At 52.3% G+C, this 17,735-nt stretch carries 20 protein-coding genes; 11 read left to right on the forward strand and 9 right to left on the reverse strand.

Features of this window, described 5'->3' with window-relative positions:
* The first annotated feature begins 13 nt into the window (after positions 1–13).
* Positions 14–1,396 (forward strand): sensor domain-containing diguanylate cyclase, encoded by a 1,383-nt coding sequence (locus AB1763_08270; GenBank protein MEW5832817.1) that lies wholly within the window; start codon positions 14–16, stop codon positions 1,394–1,396.
* Positions 1,397–1,415: 19 nt separating this feature from the next.
* On the opposite strand, the gene AB1763_08275 is transcribed toward AB1763_08270, so the two are convergent.
* Entirely contained in the window at positions 1,416–1,697 is a 282-nt protein-coding gene (locus tag AB1763_08275; GenBank protein MEW5832818.1) for a DUF1294 domain-containing protein, read from the reverse strand.
* A gap of 114 nt (positions 1,698–1,811) precedes the next feature.
* Between AB1763_08275 and AB1763_08280 the strand changes: the two genes are divergently transcribed.
* Entirely contained in the window at positions 1,812–2,957 is a 1,146-nt protein-coding gene (locus AB1763_08280) for an iron-containing alcohol dehydrogenase (protein MEW5832819.1), read from the forward strand.
* Between the two features lie 36 nt (positions 2,958–2,993).
* Positions 2,994–3,365, forward strand: coding sequence for a YbgC/FadM family acyl-CoA thioesterase (locus AB1763_08285; GenBank protein ID MEW5832820.1), 372 nt, complete (start codon positions 2,994–2,996; stop codon positions 3,363–3,365).
* Here AB1763_08285 and AB1763_08290 read toward each other — a convergent pair.
* The 6 genes from AB1763_08290 to AB1763_08315 form a co-directional block, all read right to left on the reverse strand.
* Positions 3,354–3,809 (reverse strand): ankyrin repeat domain-containing protein, encoded by a 456-nt coding sequence (locus AB1763_08290; protein ID MEW5832821.1) that lies wholly within the window; start codon positions 3,807–3,809, stop codon positions 3,354–3,356. The genes AB1763_08285 and AB1763_08290 overlap by 12 nt on opposite strands.
* A 3-nt stretch (positions 3,810–3,812) precedes the next feature.
* Positions 3,813–4,319 carry a ferritin-like domain-containing protein gene (locus AB1763_08295; GenBank protein MEW5832822.1) on the reverse strand — a complete coding sequence of 169 codons (507 nt, stop codon included), beginning with the start codon at positions 4,317–4,319 and terminating at the stop codon, positions 3,813–3,815.
* A gap of 27 nt (positions 4,320–4,346) precedes the next feature.
* A complete protein-coding gene (locus AB1763_08300; protein ID MEW5832823.1) occupies positions 4,347–5,033 on the reverse strand; it encodes a Crp/Fnr family transcriptional regulator in 687 nt (228 codons plus the stop codon).
* Positions 5,014–6,081 (reverse strand): hypothetical protein, encoded by a 1,068-nt coding sequence (locus tag AB1763_08305; protein MEW5832824.1) that lies wholly within the window; start codon positions 6,079–6,081, stop codon positions 5,014–5,016. The genes AB1763_08300 and AB1763_08305 overlap by 20 nt, the downstream gene beginning before the upstream one ends.
* The gene (locus AB1763_08310) at positions 6,078–6,740 is read right to left on the reverse strand and encodes a uracil-DNA glycosylase (protein MEW5832825.1); all 663 of its coding nucleotides are present in this window, start codon (positions 6,738–6,740) and stop codon (positions 6,078–6,080) included. The genes AB1763_08305 and AB1763_08310 overlap by 4 nt, the downstream gene beginning before the upstream one ends.
* 82 nt (positions 6,741–6,822) lie before the next feature.
* Positions 6,823–7,242 (reverse strand): class II SORL domain-containing protein, encoded by a 420-nt coding sequence (locus AB1763_08315; protein MEW5832826.1) that lies wholly within the window; start codon positions 7,240–7,242, stop codon positions 6,823–6,825.
* A 170-nt stretch (positions 7,243–7,412) separates the two neighbouring features.
* On the opposite strand from AB1763_08315, the gene glyS reads away from it, so the two are divergent.
* Positions 7,413–9,443, forward strand: coding sequence for a glycine--tRNA ligase subunit beta (gene glyS, locus AB1763_08320; protein MEW5832827.1), 2,031 nt, complete (start codon positions 7,413–7,415; stop codon positions 9,441–9,443).
* Positions 9,415–10,545: an FAD-binding oxidoreductase gene (locus tag AB1763_08325; GenBank protein MEW5832828.1), complete on the forward strand. Its 1,131-nt coding sequence runs from the start codon at positions 9,415–9,417 to the stop codon at positions 10,543–10,545. The genes glyS and AB1763_08325 overlap by 29 nt, the downstream gene beginning before the upstream one ends.
* Here the strand turns inward: AB1763_08325 and AB1763_08330 are convergent.
* Both AB1763_08330 and AB1763_08335 read right to left on the reverse strand, forming a co-directional pair.
* Positions 10,536–11,000 (reverse strand): hypothetical protein, encoded by a 465-nt coding sequence (locus AB1763_08330; GenBank protein ID MEW5832829.1) that lies wholly within the window; start codon positions 10,998–11,000, stop codon positions 10,536–10,538. The two genes, AB1763_08325 and AB1763_08330, sit on opposite strands and share 10 nt — an antisense overlap.
* 4 nt (positions 11,001–11,004) lie before the next feature.
* A complete protein-coding gene (locus AB1763_08335; protein ID MEW5832830.1) occupies positions 11,005–11,808 on the reverse strand; it encodes a C40 family peptidase in 804 nt (267 codons plus the stop codon).
* A gap of 123 nt (positions 11,809–11,931) precedes the next feature.
* Here AB1763_08335 and hemH point away from each other — a divergent pair, with 123 nt between their 5' ends.
* The 6 genes from hemH to AB1763_08365 are packed head-to-tail and all read left to right on the forward strand — an operon-like array spanning position 11,932 to position 17,697.
* Entirely contained in the window at positions 11,932–12,879 is a 948-nt protein-coding gene (gene hemH / locus AB1763_08340; protein MEW5832831.1) for a ferrochelatase, read from the forward strand.
* Positions 12,879–13,511, forward strand: coding sequence for an HAD family hydrolase (locus AB1763_08345; GenBank protein MEW5832832.1), 633 nt, complete (start codon positions 12,879–12,881; stop codon positions 13,509–13,511). The genes hemH and AB1763_08345 overlap by 1 nt, the downstream gene beginning before the upstream one ends.
* Before the next feature lie 13 nt (positions 13,512–13,524).
* Complete coding sequence (locus AB1763_08350; GenBank protein ID MEW5832833.1) at positions 13,525–14,763, forward strand: hypothetical protein; 1,239 nt, start codon at positions 13,525–13,527, stop codon at positions 14,761–14,763.
* 36 nt (positions 14,764–14,799) lie between these two features.
* Positions 14,800–15,513, forward strand: coding sequence for a DUF695 domain-containing protein (locus AB1763_08355; protein MEW5832834.1), 714 nt, complete (start codon positions 14,800–14,802; stop codon positions 15,511–15,513).
* Positions 15,510–17,348 carry an MFS transporter gene (locus AB1763_08360; GenBank protein MEW5832835.1) on the forward strand — a complete coding sequence of 613 codons (1,839 nt, stop codon included), beginning with the start codon at positions 15,510–15,512 and terminating at the stop codon, positions 17,346–17,348. Before AB1763_08355 ends, AB1763_08360 begins: the two co-directional genes overlap by 4 nt.
* A complete protein-coding gene (locus AB1763_08365; protein ID MEW5832836.1) occupies positions 17,329–17,697 on the forward strand; it encodes a diacylglycerol kinase in 369 nt (122 codons plus the stop codon). The genes AB1763_08360 and AB1763_08365 overlap by 20 nt, the downstream gene beginning before the upstream one ends.
* The last annotated feature ends 38 nt before the right edge of the window (positions 17,698–17,735 follow it).

Here is a 17,735-nt window from a genome sequence, read left to right on the forward strand (position 1 = left end):
AGAGTGGGCCAGCGTGATCAAAATTATCGACAGTGAAGAGTTTTCGCATTTTTTGCGCATCAACCGCAACGACATTATCAAACGATGGATGGGGAAAAGCGAGGTCCAAAACGTCCTCCACCGCCATTCGCTCCCGGCAATCGAGAAAAACACCCATTTGTTCTATCGCTTCTGTGACTGCTACATCAGCGTCATTGAATGGCGTGCGACGGTCTCGGAGTGCCATGCAAAAATCGATTTTCTCCAGCTTCTGAACAACTACAACGTCACCACGGCCGACCTGTTCACCCTCATCATCAAGCTGAAAAACGCGATCGAAGAGGTCATTTTTGAAAACGGCAACCTCTCCTATGCCCTGCAAAGCGAGATCGATTCGCTGACCCTTCAGATGGCAAACGATCTGGCGTCGAATTTCGAAAGCATCATCCGCAGCAACCAAAATTACAAAAGCGAAAATTCCAACCTCCTTGCCGAATACAAAAAAGCGGTCGATCTGAGCAACATCGTTTCCAAAACCAATCCCAAAGGGGTGATAACCTACGTCAACGACAAATTCTGCGAAATCTCCGGATACACCCGCGAAGAACTGATCGGAAAACCGCATAACATCATTCGTCATCCCGAAATGTCCCGCGAGGCGTTCAAGAATCTCTGGGATACCATCAAGGCGAAACGAAGCTGGAGCGGCGTCGTCACCAACATGAAAAAAGACGGCGGAACCTATATCGTCGATACGACCGTCATACCGATTCTCGACGTGGACGGCGACATTGTCGAATACATCGCGATACGCCACGACATCACCGAACTCGAGCAGACCAAGCAACAGCTGCGCAACATTAATCAGGCGATGAAATACAAAGTCGACGAACTTTATTCGATGACCAACGCCCTCGAAGAAAAAGCGTCCAAAGACAACCTCACGGGGATCAATAACCGTGAAAATTTCGAGGAGATGTTCGGGATCGAGATCGCCAACGCGCGCCGATACGATCAGCCGCTTAGCCTAATCATATTCGACGTCGATCATTTCAAGGCTATTAACGATACCTACGGTCATCAGATGGGTGACCTGATTTTAAGAGACATGGTCGAACTCGTCGCCCGTAACCTCAAGAAAGGGGACCTCTTCGCCCGATGGGGAGGAGAGGAATTCGTGATTCTCACCCCCTCCACCGATATCACCGGAGCGTCCAACCTCTCCGAAAATATCCGGATGCTGGTGCAGTCGAACGGCTTTAGCGGCATCGACGAAAAAATCACTCTCAGCTTCGGTATTGCCCAGCTCGATGGGAACGACGACAAAAAAACCCTTTTCCAAAAAGCGGATGCGGCACTTTATGAAGCCAAAAAGAAAGGGCGCAACCGGGTTGAAATTTACAATCCGCTGCTGTAGTTTGCCCCCTTTTTTTCTTTCAAAACGTGATGGTAGTCGTTCGGGAATAGAGCCACAGCCCCTCGAAGACAACAAACTGCACAATCAGTATGATCCAAAAAAGTTTTCGGTATTTTTGGTTTTTATGACGGAAAATTTTCTGGGCGAATACCGCGCCAACGCTTCCTCCCATCAGCGCGAGAGTCAAGAGAGTTTTTTCGCGGATGCGGGAACGGTTGGTCCTGGCGAGAAATTTGTCATAGCCGAAAAGGGCAAAAGTGAACAGATTGAACAAGACGAAGAGAAGGATGAATGCTTTCATGGTGTTTAGGGCTTTCGGGAAAAAAATAAAGATAATGCGTCCATTCCGAAAGTATAGCCGGATGGAGGTAAAAGGTTGGTACAATCACGTATACCAAAGTACCAAGGCATCTCCATGACACCTTTTAGCTATCATAATCCGACCCGGATCGAATTCGGACCGCAAAAAGAGGAACGGATCGGAGAGTGGCTTCGAAACGACGGCGTCGAAAGAGTATTGCTCGTTTACGGCACGGGATCGATCAAACAAAACGGATTGTACGAGCGTGTTGTAAAAAGTCTCGAAGAAGCCGGCATCGCGTGTGCGGAACTCTCCGGGGTAATCAGCAATCCGCTGCTCGGGAAAGTCCGTGAGGGGATCGAAGCGGCGAGAACTTTCCGGGTGCAGGCCGTTCTCGCAGTCGGCGGCGGATCGGTCATCGACACGGGCAAAGCCATCGCCGCCGGGATTCCTTTCGACGGCGATGTATGGGAATTTTTCACCGGAACGCAAGAACTCACAGATGCTTTCCCCGTCTATACGATCGTGACGCTTGCCGCCGCCGCCAGCGAGATGAACGGCAACTCGGTGATAACGAACGAAGAGACAAGGCAAAAATATTCGATCGGTTCGCAATGTCTGAATCCGAAGCTCTCCGTCGTCAACCCCGACCTGATGATGAGCGTCAGCAAAGAGTACCTGGCCTATTCGGCTTCCGACATCATCGCCCATGCGATCGAAACCTACTTTACCGCCGTCGATCACCCCCGCTTCCAGTCACGCCTGGTCGAATCCATCGTCAAAAGCGTCATCGAACTCACCGACCGGCTGATCGAGCATCCGGAGGACTATCATGCGCGAGCCGAATTCGCGTGGGTCTCGACCCAGGCCCTCAATGGTCTGACCACTTCCGGAACCGGAGGAGGAAATTTCCCGAACCACATGATCGAACATGCCCTCTCGGCACTGTTCAACATTCCGCACGGGGCAGGGCTTTCGATCGTTGTCCCCGCATGGATGAGCTGGCACAAAGAGAGAAATCGCCCGCAGTACGAACGCTTCGCCAAAGAGGTCTTCGGGAAAAACAGCGCCGAAGAGGGGATAACGATGCTCAAACGCTGGTACGGCTCGATCGGAACCCCGATCACCCTTGCGCAAGCCCGTATCCCCAAAGAGAAGATTCCCGAGATCGCACGCAATGCTTATGAACTTGGAGTCGTGTGGGGGATGGGTGAAGCCTATTCGACGGAAGATATCGTTACGATTTTAGAAAATGCATGATTGCATCCGAAAAGTTCGAACAATAAAGGTCAAAAGGTGAAAATACGGGTCTATTACGAAGATACCGATGCCGGAGGCATCGTTTACCACTCCAACTATCTTAATTTCTGCGAACGGGCGCGAAGCCATCTGTTCTTCGATGCGGGACGTTCCCCGATACTCGCAGAGGGGCATTTCGTCGCCAAGCATCTCGAAGCCGACTACATCAAAAGTGCAAAGCTCGGAGACATCCTCGAGGTTAAAACCTCGCTGGTCGAGATGAAAAAGGCCTCTTTGACATTGCTGCAGCAGGTTTTTCGGGAAGAGGAAAAGCTGTTTGAAATGACGATCGTACTGGTGTTTATCGATTTTGCGGGAAGAATGACCAAAATTCCCGTTCCGGAGCGGGAATTTTTCCTAGCGCTTTAGAAGCGGTTTGAGTTTCGGAGCGGCTTTTTCGATGGCATCGGCGATGGTGCGGTTCTCCCGCATCATCGCGATGTCCAGCGGGGTCATCCCCTCCCGGCTGATCGCGCTGCCTGACGCTCCGTGTTCGAGAAGGTAGAGCGCGACGGCCGTACGGTTTTTCCACGCCGCGAGATGAAGGGCGGTCGCTCCGCCGGCGTCGTGGGCGTTGACGTCGGCCCCTTTTTCGACGAGATGTCTGACCGCTTCGTCATTGCCGACCCAACATGCATACATCAAAACGGTCTTGTTATTGTCGCCGCGCATCGCGTTGGCATCCTGAAGCGTCTGTACCTGTGCTTTGAATGTTTCGGTATCGTTCCGATCGAGCAGGGCGACAAGCTGGAGAATATCGGCACCCTGTGCCAGCGAAACGAGCATCAGCAGAGGAAAAAACAATCTCCGCATCGGTTAGCTTTTGAACTCGGCGATAAAATCCTGAATGTCATCAAACAGAGCCTGCAGGTCCTCTTCGTGTTCGACTTCGTCGGCAAGGATCTGCGAGACCATGTCGTACGTGACGATGTCCTTCTCGCGCGTCAGATCGAGAATGTTCGAATAGACGCTGATGGCGCATTGTTCCCCTTTGATGGCCTGCTGCAAAACGTTGCGGACGTCGGGATTTTCCGGCGCGTCGTAACCGCAGTTGCTGTTTTTGAGCCAGTCGGAAGGATGGAGCGCGGGGGTGCCTCCAAGCTGGATGATACGGTCACAGACCATTGTCGCATGGCGCAGTTCGTCGGCGGCATGTTGCGTCAGCTCGGCGATGGCGGCGTCTTTCATCAGCCCCTTGACCACTTTGGCTTCGATAAAATACTGATAATAGGCCAGCCACTCGTCGCAGTAAGCTTTGTTAAGCAGTTCGTAAACGGTTTGTGCTTCGATCCCCTTGAGGAGAGAAATACCTCTTTTTGCCATGGAAATTCCTTTGTAAAGCAGATAGGATTACTTTATCAGCGATTCTCTTAAAGGAAAATTATTATCCGCGATACCCTGCAGCGTGCGGGGGTCGTCGACGAACAGCCGCCTGTCTTCTTGATACGAGATCAGGGAGAGGGTTTTGAACTTTTTAAGGGTACGGGAGAGGGTTTCGGGGGTGATGGCGAGCAACGCGGCGATTTCGATCCCTTTGAGCCGTCGGAACGCGTCGGCATCTTCGAGTATGAGTCGTGCGACTTTGGCCGAGGCGTTCGGGGCGCTGTGACGTTGCAAAGAGGCTTCTAGCGCACCGATTTTTTGGGTCAGGGAAGCGATCATGGTAATGCTCAACGAAGGATCTTCACGTAAAAGGGAGAGAAAACGTTCCCGTTCGATTTTGAGTACGGCCGCCGTGCCGACCGCTTCGGCGGATGCGGGAAAAGGAACCTGTTTGAGGGTCGCCACTTCGGCGATCAGAGAAGGGGCGCGAAAGCGGTGAACGACGATCGTTTCGGTCGATGCGGAAGTTTTGAAAATACTCGCTTCCCCTTCGAGCAGAAGGTGAAAATGGCGGCTTTCATCCCCTTCGTAAAAGATGATTTCACCGCTCTCGTAGCATTTGAGGGAACTGATCGCTTCAATTTTTTCGATCTGCTGTACAGAAAGATGGCTGAAAAGCCCTCCCTCAAGCAGCTTAGGGTCGAAGCGGCTCAAATCCGGACTCCTTGGGACGTAAAAGTTCGATCGGGTAGATCACCTGGTTGTTGACGATGCGCATCGTATAAGAGCGTGGCGTCCCGTTAAGCTTGGCGACGAGATAATCGATCCCTACGCTGGAGGCGTAATGGACCCAGTCGAAGGCGATATCGTTGTTCATCAGCGCGTTGGACGCGTAGATTCCGGGAGGAAATTCGACGAGGGAATTGGCGATGATCATGTTTTTGCGGTCATGATACTGCGTCAGATGCAGCAGATTGGGATCGATGTTGATCTGCGTGGAGAGGATATTGCGCTCTTTAACCCCCGTAAAAGTCATGTGGGCCGCGAGCAGCGAGCTTTTGACGACGGGAACATGGAATATGACGCTTTTTTTATGGAATTGGGCCGGTCGGGAGAGATGGGAGACGATATTGTCCCCCTTGGGATCGACGGGGTAGGCGGTAAAGGTTTTTTTGGCCCCTTTATGGGCTACGAAAACCTCTTCGGTCGAGGCTTTGAGCTGTTTGCCCACCGCAGAGTCGTCATAAAATACGGCGATCGAATCGGACATATGGGGGAGGAGGGCTTCGATCTGGCGGACGTAGTCGATCGAGCCGAATACGATGTTCTGCGATGCCTCGGGAAAATCGCGCTTGTGGACGGTGGGGACAAAAATCGCCAGACCGGTGTCCGCACCCAAAAGATTTTTCGTCCCCGCCGAAGTCAGGGGTGCCAGAACGGCCTGTATTCCTTCTTTGCGGATTTCGTCGAGCGCTTTGCGCAGGGATTCGGGCGATTCGTCCGGGACGGTGAAATGGCGCATTTCACACCCCGAAGGGGTTACCCCCAGGGTTGTCGCCAAAGCGACGTTGAATATCGATTGCGAATAGCGGCCGATTACTCTGGGTGCGGAGAGGACGGCGATTTTGGCAACCGGAGAAACCGGCGGCACGGTGTTCGCCGAAGCATCGGAAATTTCGAGCGTTTTGGCAATCGTGAGCGGCTGCGCGTGGGCCGCGCCCAATACAAACAGCCAGACGATGAGGAAGAAGACCGTTTTCATGAAAGATAAGCCTTGATGGTCTGAAGATCGCGCAGGGCCTCTTTTTTCATCGAGGGATTGCGGATGAGGAACGAAGGATGGTACATCGGAATGACCGAATACCCGCCCATCTCGATGGTTGTTCCCCGCACCCGTTCGAAATCCTCACTTTCGCGGGTGACCAGTTCGTATGCATCCGGACCCAGCGCGACGACGATGCGCGGACGTACGATTTCGATCTGTCGGGCAAGATAGGGGAGACAGCTGTTGCATTCGCTGGACGAGGGCTGCTGGAAGCCGAACGGCTTGCATTTGACCGCATGGGTGAAATAGACCTCTTCCGTATTCAGCATCAGGACCTTTTCGATCATGTCGCGCAGCATCGCCCCCGAACGTCCGGTATAGTATTCCGCCGATTCGTCTTCGGCCGCCGAAACGTAAGCGTCGACGAACATGACCTGCGCATGGGTGCTTCCGTATCCGCTCATGCTCTGTCGGCGGGATTTGCTCAGATCGCACAGGTAGCAGCTTCCGACCGTTTCCTTGAGCGTCGCAAGCGAGTCGGGAAGGGTATTGGCGGGAGTCTGGAAATTGGGGACGAGGGGGTCGACGTAGCGGTATCCGAGCGCTTTGAGACGATAGAGATTTTCCAGCAGGGCGAGATTTTGATAGGAGTCCACGGTGTTGATACTTTCAGGTTTTGGAAGAGTATAAAGGAAAGGGGGTTAAAGGGAGCTAAAAGATCAGCTCCCTAACGATGCGTTACGAACAGTGTCCGCCGCCGCAGCACGACGAAGCTTCTTCCACTTCGACTTCGACCGGAGTCGATTCCCACACACCGTGTTTGGTGCAGTAGCCATGGGCTACGAGGGTCAGTTTTTTACCCATAGGGACGATGTTGAATGTCACCTCGGCATGGTTTTTTTCGTTTCCGAGCGTTCCGGGAACGAAATCGGCGCGGGCAAGCAGCGTTTCGCCGTTGTAGAGGGCGATGTTGGCGATGTAGTGGTCAAAATCATCCGGGTGCGAGTATTCGTTCCCCATTTTGACGGTAACGGCGAACTTCTCCCCTTTTTTCGCCGTGGAGGCACAGTGAATGAACGGAGAATGGCGATCAATGTAATCTTTTTTCGCTTCGCGGTCTACGGTACTGATATCAACGTAACGGTTAATTGTTGGCATGAATGATTCCTTCTGGTATTGATTGAATGGAGGCATTGTACATCCCTAAACTTTTAAACCTCCCTAAATCGGATACTTTATCTCTGAATTAATTTTTACCAAAGCAACAGCGGTTTTTAACCATCGGGGCGGTAAAATCGACCTTTTAAAAATGATGACGGACTAACACAATGCTAAAACCTCTTTTGATTGAAATCGGTGTCGAGGAGCTCCCGGCGGTTCCCCTCCTGAAAGAACTGAACGAAATCGAAAAAAAATGGGCCGCCGTGCTCGAAAAAAACGCTCTGATGGGCGAGTTTGAGTTTTATTATACGCCGCGCCGCCTCGTGCTGTGGCACCGTGAATTCAAAACGGCCCAGGATGACCGGATCGAAGAGTTTTTCGGCGCTCCGGTGGAAATCGCGCTCAAAGACGGTGCTCCGACTCCCGCGGCTCTCGGTTTCGCGAAAAAATGCGGCGTCGAGTTCGATCAGCTCTCACGCGCCGAGAAAGGGGGCAAAGAGGTGCTGTATTACGCGCGGACGTTGCAGGGGCGTCCCAGCGCCGAGATTCTCGGATCGATGATCGAAACATGGATCAAAAGCCTCAGTTTCGGAAAATCGATGCGCTGGGGAAGCAATACCGAAAGCTTTATCCGCCCGATTCGCTGGATCAACGTCATGCTCGGAGAAGAGCAGGTGGAAGCGCAACTCTTCGGTGTCCGCTCCGCACCCCTCACCCACGTCCACCGCATCAGCCATTTTGAACCCAAGCCGGTTGCTTCGATCCAGTCGTATTTCGATATTCTGAAATCGGGGTCTGTCCTACTGTTCCCAGAAGAGCGCCGTAAACGGATTCTGGACCAATTCGCGCAACTTGAAAAAACGCACGGCATCTCGATCGAAGTGGACGCCGATCTGCTTGACGAAGTGGTTGCCATCACCGAATATCCGACTCCGCTGCTCGGCAAATTCGACGAAAACTTCCTGGAGCTGCCGCCCGAAGTCATCATCACGTCGATGAAAGAACATCAACGTTATTTTCCCGTTTTCAAAGAGGGGAAACTCATCAATGCTTTCGTCGTCGTCTCCAACGCCCTGACCGGGGATTTCAGCAAGGTGATCGAAGGGAACGAGCGGGTGCTTCGGCCGCGTTTGTCGGACGCACTCTTTTTCTACCGTAACGACCTCAAAAAAGGCCTGAGTACGGCGGGGTTGGAGAAAGTCGTCTTTATGAACGGTCTGGGGACGCTGGCTGACAAGATCGAGCGGGAGAAAAAAATTGTATCGTTTCTGTCGCACTATTGTTATGTCGGAGGCATTGAATTTGACGAAAAATTACTCAAGCAAGCCATAGAATTTGCTAAAGCTGATTTACTGTCCGAAATGGTTTATGAGTTTACCGAACTTCAGGGACTAATGGGTTCATATTATTTCAAAGCGTTGTTTCCTAATGAAGATTCAAATATTTCAGAAGCAATCAAAGAACAATATAAGTTTTCCGGCGAAGATATCAGTTCTCCTTTTAGTGCAGTGATTAATATTGCAATGAAACTCGACACCCTGATGGGGATGTTCAGCATCGGCGAGATTCCGACCGGTTCACGTGACCCCTTCGCTTTGCGCCGTGCGGTCAACGGGATTATTGGCATCGCACTTAAACATAAAATTCCATTAGATTTAAGCGTCTTTTTCCGTGATGAAAACGTAAGACAGTTGTACTCTAAAAATGATTATGTAAAAAACCTTGAGTTATTCGTCATAGAGCGTTTAGCGGGAGTGTATCCAGAAATCAACAATTCGATTATTCAAGCTGTAGTAAACAGAGAACATCAGCCATTATTAGATATCCAATCGTTTGATATCAAAATCAAACAAGTTGATGAAATGGCAAAAAGTTCAGATGCTAAAGAATCATTTTCTTTGATCAAACGTCTTGCTAACATTCTTAAAGATGAAGACGTAAATGGATATCCTGATAGTGATCTTTTTAATGAGTATGAAAGAGCATTATTCAATAAATTTTCTGACATAATGACAGGTCCTGTTACAGGTCCTAGCTTAGAAATGCTATTTGAGATCAAAAAACCTTTAGATGATTTTTTTGCAAACGTAATGGTGAATGATGAAAATGAAAAACTTCGTATAAATCGTAAACAGCTCCTCAATTCCATTTATTCAGAATTCGATAAATTTGCAGACTTCAAACAAATCACCCTATGACGTCCTGATCGTCGGGGCAGGGATCAACGGCTGCTGCAGCGCCTGGTTTTTAAACCGTGCGGGACTGCGCGTCGCCCTGATCGACCGCAGCGGGATCGCCTGTGATGGCAGCGGGGCAGCGGGGGCTTTCATCTCCCCGAAATTTTCCAAGAGCGGCCCTCTCAAAGAGATCGTTGCGGCGGCACACGTTGAAGCGCTCGATTTTTATTCTCGCTATTTTCCTCGGCACACGCTGTTGCGCCCGTTGCTGCACATTGCCAATTCCGAATCCGAATCCGAAAAGCTGGCCGCCTACAAAAGGACGACCGATCTTGCCTATCGCGACGTTCCGGCTTCCTTGCGTGCCATGATCCTCCCCGAAGCACTCGAAAACGAAGCCATCTACCTCGAACGCGGCGCCGTTGTTGATGCGCAGGAGGTGTGTCATGCCATGGCCGAGGGGATCGATTTCCATTGCTTTGATGCGCGCGATCCCGTGTATCGGGAGGGGATGTGGCACGTCGGAGGATTGCGGGGGAAACACATGATACTTTCCACCGGGGCCTATCCCAAAATACTGGGCGGCGATTCGATCCGACTGCGAGGGATATGGGGTCATCGAATCGACGTGCAAACCGATACCGAGCTTTCGTCCATTCTCCACCATCACGTGTCGATTTCCCCCACGTCGGCGTCAGGGACGGTTGCCATCGGCGCTACGCACGACGTCCATTTCGATCCTTTTGCGGAAGTAGCGTACGATGTCGACTCGGGAAGGGCCGCTTTGCTTGCGAAAGCGGCCCGAACGCTGCAATTGGAGAACGTTCGGATCCTGCGCGATTACACGGGACTGCGTTCGGGAACCCACGACTACTACCCGATCGCCGGAGGGCTGGTGGACGAAGCGGCAAGCACTGGGGAGGGTTCCGGGGGAAAAACGAACGGGCCGAGGTGCGTTTTTTACCCGAACGCGTGGATGATCAACGGATCGGGAGGATACGGATTCGTCCTAGCGCCGTATCTGGCCAGACGGATAAGCGAGCGGATCGTTTCGGGAAAGGAACTTGATCCCGCCCTTTCTCCCGAGCGGTTTTTTCTGCGCCGCTGGAAACGTCAGTCGTAAACGACGACGCCGTACGAGTCGTCGATCCGGTAAAAGCGGCAGTCTGGAGTAATGATCAGATCATCGAGCCGGGCTAGGTGGACGTAGCTCTCTTTGTTTATTTTGATCCCGTTTTCGACAAAAAAGCGTTTGATATTGACGAACTTGATCCCGTTGACGAAAGTGTATTCGAATTGTTTGTACAAACGCATTTTTTTGTAGGCAAAGATGTGGTTGTCGATCCCCAACTGCGTTGCCGCGTACTGCGTCGGAAGGTATCCTGAGAGGTCGGTCAGCTCTTCTTGGATATGGGCGTATCGTGCGGGCAGGGTGTTTTTTTCGATAAAGACGTAGCGTCCCAGCTTGACGTGGCGGGTGTCGTTCCAGTACGAATAGGCAGGCGACGAAATCTCGAGCTTGGTATGGATCTCTTTCCATAGCCAGTGTTTGTCGAGGGTGGTGTAGAGCGAGGACATACGTTTACTTCGATTGCGATTCGTTGAATGCCAGGCGTCTGGCATAAAGAAACCGCTGTTTGTAATAATCTTTGTCTATCGAATCGTATTGTACTTTTCTCGCGGTATACGAGGCATGGATGATCTGTCCGTTGCCGGCGTAGATCGCTACATGCGAGGGATCGGATTTGTAGGTGCGGTAAAAGAGCAGATCGCCCACCTGCAAATCGGAAGGATCGACGTTCATCCCCAGTTGAGCCTGTTCGGCCGCGCTGCGCGGAAGGGAAATGCCGAACTGGCTGTATACCTGCTGCGTGAAGCCCGAGCAATCGGTCTGCATGCCCGATTTGTTTCCGAAACCATAAGGGGTTCCGAGAAATTCTTTGGCTTTGGAAAGAACTTTTTCTTTCGCGTTTTTAAGATTTTTGACGATCGAACTTCCTTCTTTGACTGAGGAAGCCGAGGACTTTTTCTCGTCCGCGCAGAGGTTTGAAGAGGCCACGGGGGCAGGTTTGGAGACGACGAGAAAGGGTTTCTCTTCGTGTCCGATTTCGTCCGTTTCGACCTTCGTGTTTTTCAGAATGGGCATCGGCAGATCCTGCGCTACGACGGCTTTGACAACAGGAACGGCAGGGACGGCGGGCTTGACCACCGACACGGGAGGAAGCGGATTTTTAATGAATGCGGTGGTGTCTTCTTTTTCCGATTCGATCGATTTTTTGAGATCTCTTTCGTATCCTAAAAAGAGGGACGGTTCACGCCGCTGTGATTCGGCATGCGCTGTCAAAGTGAAAACTGCAAGCGATAAAAGGGTCCATTTACCGAGCATCCAACCTCCTGCTGCGTTGTGTGCTGAGACCATTATAAACCAAAATTCTTTATTTTTTTTTATAGATCCCGAAAATCAGCATGCCGTTATGGTACACTTTCTTCAAAAACAGACGGGAAACGGATGAAAGAAGCGATTGTACTGCTCAATATGGGCGGCCCCAATAATCTGGGTGAAGTGGAGATGTTTTTGCACAACATGTTCAACGATCCGAATATTATACGGACGAAAAGTACGCTGCTGCGGAAATTCATCGCCGCCATGATAACGCTGACCCGCACCGAAAAATCTCAGGAAATCTACCGCCGCATCGGCGGTAAATCGCCGCTGGTCGGTCATACGCGTTTGTTATGCGAAAAGCTTGGCGAGGCGGTAGGCGACGGAGTGGTCGTCGATTTTGCGATGCGCTACACGCCCCCGCTGGCCGAAGAGGTGTGCGAACGGCTCAAGTCGGCGGGAGTGGAAAAAGCGTATCTGATTCCCCTCTACCCGCAATACTCGACGACAACGACCCTTTCGTCTCTCGAGGATTTCGAAGCGGCGGCCCATCGGATCGGATGGAACGTGATTTTCAGCGAGATCAAACATTTTTTCGGCCATGAAACCTACAACCGCTGCGTCGTCGAGCGCATCCGCGAAGCGTTGGCCGGGTCCGATGCGTCCGAATACGACATTGTCTTTTCGGCGCACGGTCTGCCGCAAAAAGTGGTGGACGAGGGGGACCCCTACCAGCGGCATGTGATCGCACACGTCGAAGTGCTCAAGGAGATGATGCACGCCGAGGGGCTCGATTTTAGAAACGTCCGTCTGGCCTATCAGTCCAAGGTGGGCCCGATGAAGTGGCTTGAACCCTCGCTGGGCGATATGCTCGAGTCGATGGAGAACAAAAAAGTCCTCATCGTCCCGATCGCCTTTACGATTGACAATTCCGAAACCGATTTCGAGCTTTCGATCGAATACGCAGAGATCGCGCACGAACTGGGATTCGAAGAGTACCGCGTATCCCGTTGTCCGAACGATCACCCTCTGTTCGTCCGGGCTCTCGTCGAACTTTACGAAAAAATGAAGTAATGCAGAAAATCGTCATCTTCGATATGGACGGCACCCTCATCGATTCGGGGAACGACATCACCCATTCGGTCAATTACGTGCGGCAGGAACGCTATTCCCTCTCACCCATGAGCGTTCAGTCTGTAGTTGACGCGATCAATGCCCCGCATCGGAATCTGGCCGAGATTTTTTACGGCACGTCCCGCTACGAGCCCGAAGCAAAAGAACTTTTCGAAAGCCATTATTACGACCAGTGCATCAAAAACGTCAGCGCCTACAACGGGATCATCGAGGTGCTCGAAACCCTGCGTGGCGCCAATGCGCGGATGGGCGTGGCGACCAACGCCCCGGGGCTGTTCGCGCGACGGATGCTCTCCCATCTGGGGATGGAAGGATATTTCGAACTGATCGTCGGCGCCGACGACGTCGACGAACCCAAACCGCATCCGCAGATGATCCGCCGTCATCTCGATCACTGCGGATACCGTCCGGGCACGGATCGTGCTTGGATGGTCGGAGACAACGCCAAAGACATGGAAGCGGCCAGCAATGCGGGAATCGAAGCGGTATTCGCGGCCTGGGGCTTTGCCGCGATCGCCGATGCGGACCCGATCGCACGCGAGCCTTTGGAACTTTTGCGGTTGATCGGCTAAAAAGGGGATTAGGATGGCAAATATCGACATTATCATTACGATCGGTTTGATTTCCCTGTTGTTTTTGCGTCATACGGCGATTTACAAAGACGGCCACAAAATCAATTATACGCCCGTCGTGTTGGGAGTGGGGGCCGCCGGAGGGATGTTTCATTTCATCGTCTACGCGACGGCACCGAACGCTTTGAGCGTTTTGAAGGAATCTCTGCTTTTGGTGGGAATCGGAATCGTCTTTTCGGCGATCATGAGCGTTTTGAGCCGAAGCGCCTCCGCCGCATCGGAACGGGAAAATACACTGCGTCTTTACACGCTGGGCGAAGAGGTCGATGTTCTCAGACGCTCTTTGGACGATTCTTCCCGCCGTCTCGAAACGGTTGCGCGGATGGAAGACTCGACCCACGAACAGCTGCGCACCCTTTTTAAAGAGGAGATCGAGGCGTTGAACGTGATTCAGGCCAACCAGAAGCTGTTCGTCTCTAAACTCGAAACCCTTCTGTCGCAGCAACATGCGACGCTTGAAAAATTCGAAGAATTTACCCTGACCGAGCTTCCCGGACTCGACAATATTATCCATCGTCACATCGATCTGCTCCGTATCGCGGAGCAGGATCACTTCAATCAGCTCAAAAACGCGCTCGGGATCAGCTGTGACGCCCACAAAGAGGTTTCCGCATCGCTTGACGAGATCCATGCGCGACTCTCGCGCATCGAAACTTCGGGGCCCGATGAATACGCGATAGGGGTGCTGCGGCGTGAGCTTGAAAAAATCGTTCACGAATTCGGCCGGCAGATCCATGCCCTCGGGATCAAAAGCGAATCGATTGCGACCGCTCTCATGGAAAACGACGCTCTGCTCAAAGGTTCCCGCGAACAAAGCGAACTGATCATGCAACAGATGGTTCTTTCCTCCAAACAGCTGCGTGAGATCACGCAGCAGTCCAAAGAGCTTTCCGACTCGTTCAAGCCGCTTTCGGCGCTGTTCGTATCGGCCCATACGCTGTACGAAGAGTTCGTCGCCGCCAAAGGAAAGCTCGCCGAACTCATCGTCACCCTCGAATCGTATTCCCGCAGCGACAGCCGCTTCACGCGCGAGAACCTTGAAAATCTTTCAGCCGAAGTGACGGCCGGGCTGAAGCTTCTTTCCCAGTCGCTAGAGCAGCACAAAACGGTTCCGGTGGACACCCGAAATATTCAGGAACTCGCCGGAAAAGTGAAGCTGCACAAAAGCTACGTCGGCGAAAATCAAGAATAAAAACTTTATAATGGCGAAAAAACTGACAGGCTATCGATGATCGAATTTTACGAACTTACCGACGACGAGGAGATCCCTTTCCGCTGCGACGTCAATATGGATCTTTCCGAGAACGCCCCTCAGCCGGAGCGGAGCTGGCTGTTGTGGCTTTTTGTCAAAGCATCCGACCCTGCGGATGAGAGTTTCGTCCGTTTCCGCGAAGAACTGTCGAACAGACTCGAAGCGGAATTGGACGCCGTTTTTGCCGGTTCGCTGAGTAAGGAAGGGTGGATCGAACTCTATTTTTACGCTCCCGAGGCCAAACGGTTCGAAAACCTGAGCTCGGAGGTGATGAACGCGCACGGCGGATTTGCCTACGAACGGGGGGCATCGAGGGATACGAAGTGGGAAATGTATCTCGAACGCCTCTACCCCGATGCGTATGCACTCTTACGGATACAGAACCGCCACACTCTCGAAGCGCTTCGGGAGGCCGGGGATGACCATTCGATTGCCCGGGAAGTGGAACATTACCTCTTTTTTCAGACGAAAAGCGCTCTGGAACGGGTGGTTTCGTCGCTCTCGTCGCACGGGTTTTCACTCAAAGAAGAGGTTGGGGACGAAGAGAGCGATTACGCTTACGGTGCCGTACTGACGAAAACCGAACCCGTAACCCCCGAACAGGTCGAAGAGACCACCGCGGTACTGTTCGACGCCGCACTGGAACAGCACGGTTACTACGAGGGATGGAGCACGGTACTCGCCCGATGAAGGGGATATGGAAGACCCCCGGGGTGTTTCCCTATACCCTGGCCCTGTTTCTCAATGCCTTTACCGATCTCGGGCACAAAATCATCATCCAAAATACCGTATTCAAAATATACGACGATCAGACTCAGATCATCTACACGGCCATTCTCAACGCACTGATCCTTCTGCCGTTCATTTTTCTTTTTACCCCATCGGGATATATATCGCACCGTTTTTCCAAAGTATCGGTGATGCGCTACGGTGCGCTCGCGGCGGTTTTGATCACCCTCCTTATCACTTACAGCTATTACCGGGGATGGTTCTGGGGCTCGTTTGTCCTTACCCTGGTTCTGGCGGCGCAAAGCGCGATCTACTCTCCCGCCAAGTACGGTTACATCAAGGAGATCGCGGGAGAAAAGGGGTTTGCTCCGCTCAATGCGCTTGTACAGTCCACCACTACCGTCGCGATACTTTCGGGGATTATGGCGTACACGGTTCTGTTTGAAACGTCTCTGGGTGCTTCGTACGGCGACGAAGCCGATATCCTTCGCCGGATCGCCCCTCTTGGGTGGCTGCTCGTGGGCGGAAGCGTGATCGAGTTTTGGATGACGCTGCGTTTGAGCGACACGCGAAAGCCGCAAGCGCAGCGTTTTAATATTAAAAAATATCTAAGTGGTGTCTACCTGCGTAAAAACTGGATGCTGATACGCCGGAATCGTGAAATATTCGACGCCATTCTCTCTCTTTCGCTCTTCTGGTCGATTTCGCAGGTGATTCTCGCCGCTTTCGGGGCATACGCCAAACGGACGCTGGGGATTGACAATACGATCGTCGTGCAGGGGCTTATGGCGTTGGCGGCGTTCGGAATCATCGCGGGATCTCTCCTGGCCTCGCGCCTTTCGCGCCATTATCTGCACAAAGGGCTTATCGTCGCCGGTGCACTCAAAATGACGGTGATGCTGGCAATTTTGCCGCTGACCCACAACCTTTACCTCATCGGGGCGGTATTTTTCGGATTCGGGATCGGAGGGGCGATGATGATCGTTTCGCTCAATGCGCTGATCCAGATGAAAGCGCCCGAAGCGCATCTGGCCTATATCCTCTCGGGGAACAACTGGCTGCAGAACCTTTTTATGACCGCTTTTCTCCTCCTGACGACTCTTTTCGCCTACGCCGGATGGGATTCGCTGAGCCTTTTTTACGCGATGCTGGGGGTATCGGCCGTTTTGACCTATGCGGTGCTGGGGCGTTACAAAGACTATTTTCTCTGGCTTATTTTCGAAAGCTTTCTCTCCCTGCGCTACAATATCATCCCCCTGCATACCCACAACATCCCCAAAAGCGGTCCGGTACTGCTGCTGGGCAACCATGTCAGCTGGATCGACTGGATACTGGTCCAGATCGGGGTCGAGCGCCGCATACGTTATCTTATGGAACGTTCCATCTACCAAAAGCGTTTCATCCGTCCGATCATGGAGCTGGGCGAAGTGATCCCCATTTCCCAAAACGGTGCGAAGGAAGCGTTTAAAAATGCCCGGAAACGGCTGGAAGCGGGAGAAATCGTCGGGATCTTTCCCGAAGGTTCGATCAGTCATGACGGAGAGATCGGTACGATTTATCCCGGTTACCGTGCTATCGCTGCAGGTGAATGCGGGGTGATCGTCCCGTTTTACATCGACGGAATCTACGGGAGTCTCTTTTCACGCAGCAAAGGACGCCTTGTCCCGTCGTGCGGATGGTTCCGCCGAAACGTCCGCATCGTTTACGGCGAGCCGCTTCCGCCCGATGCCGATCCGCAAACGGTGTATAATGCACTGATCCGACTAAAGGAGAATCATGGCACTCAACAAGCCTGAATACACCCTGTTCAAAAACACCCGTTACGCTTTGAGCGGACTTGCCGAAGTAACCCGAAACGAAAAATCGTTCCGCCTCCAGCTCCTGTTGTTCGGGTGGGGGATGGCTATCGCATGGTTTTTACCTCTTTCGTTTGTTCACAGCGCGATCCTTAGCGTCTCGCTTTTCATTCCACTCATTGCCGAGATTATCAACAGTGCGATAGAGCGGACCGTGGATCTGGTGACGTTCGAGCACCATGAACTGGCCAAGAGAGCCAAAGACGCGGGAGCGGCGCTGGTTTTTTTATCGCTGGCGATGCTCGGATTCGTCTGGGGGCTCGTTTTGCTGGATGCATTTTGCCTCTAAGCCATCCGTAACCCAATCGTAAGTGATTGTTCTCTATA

This window comes from Campylobacterota bacterium (assembly GCA_040752835.1).
In the GTDB taxonomy this organism is placed as follows: domain Bacteria; phylum Campylobacterota; class Campylobacteria; order Campylobacterales; family Sulfurimonadaceae; genus Sulfuricurvum.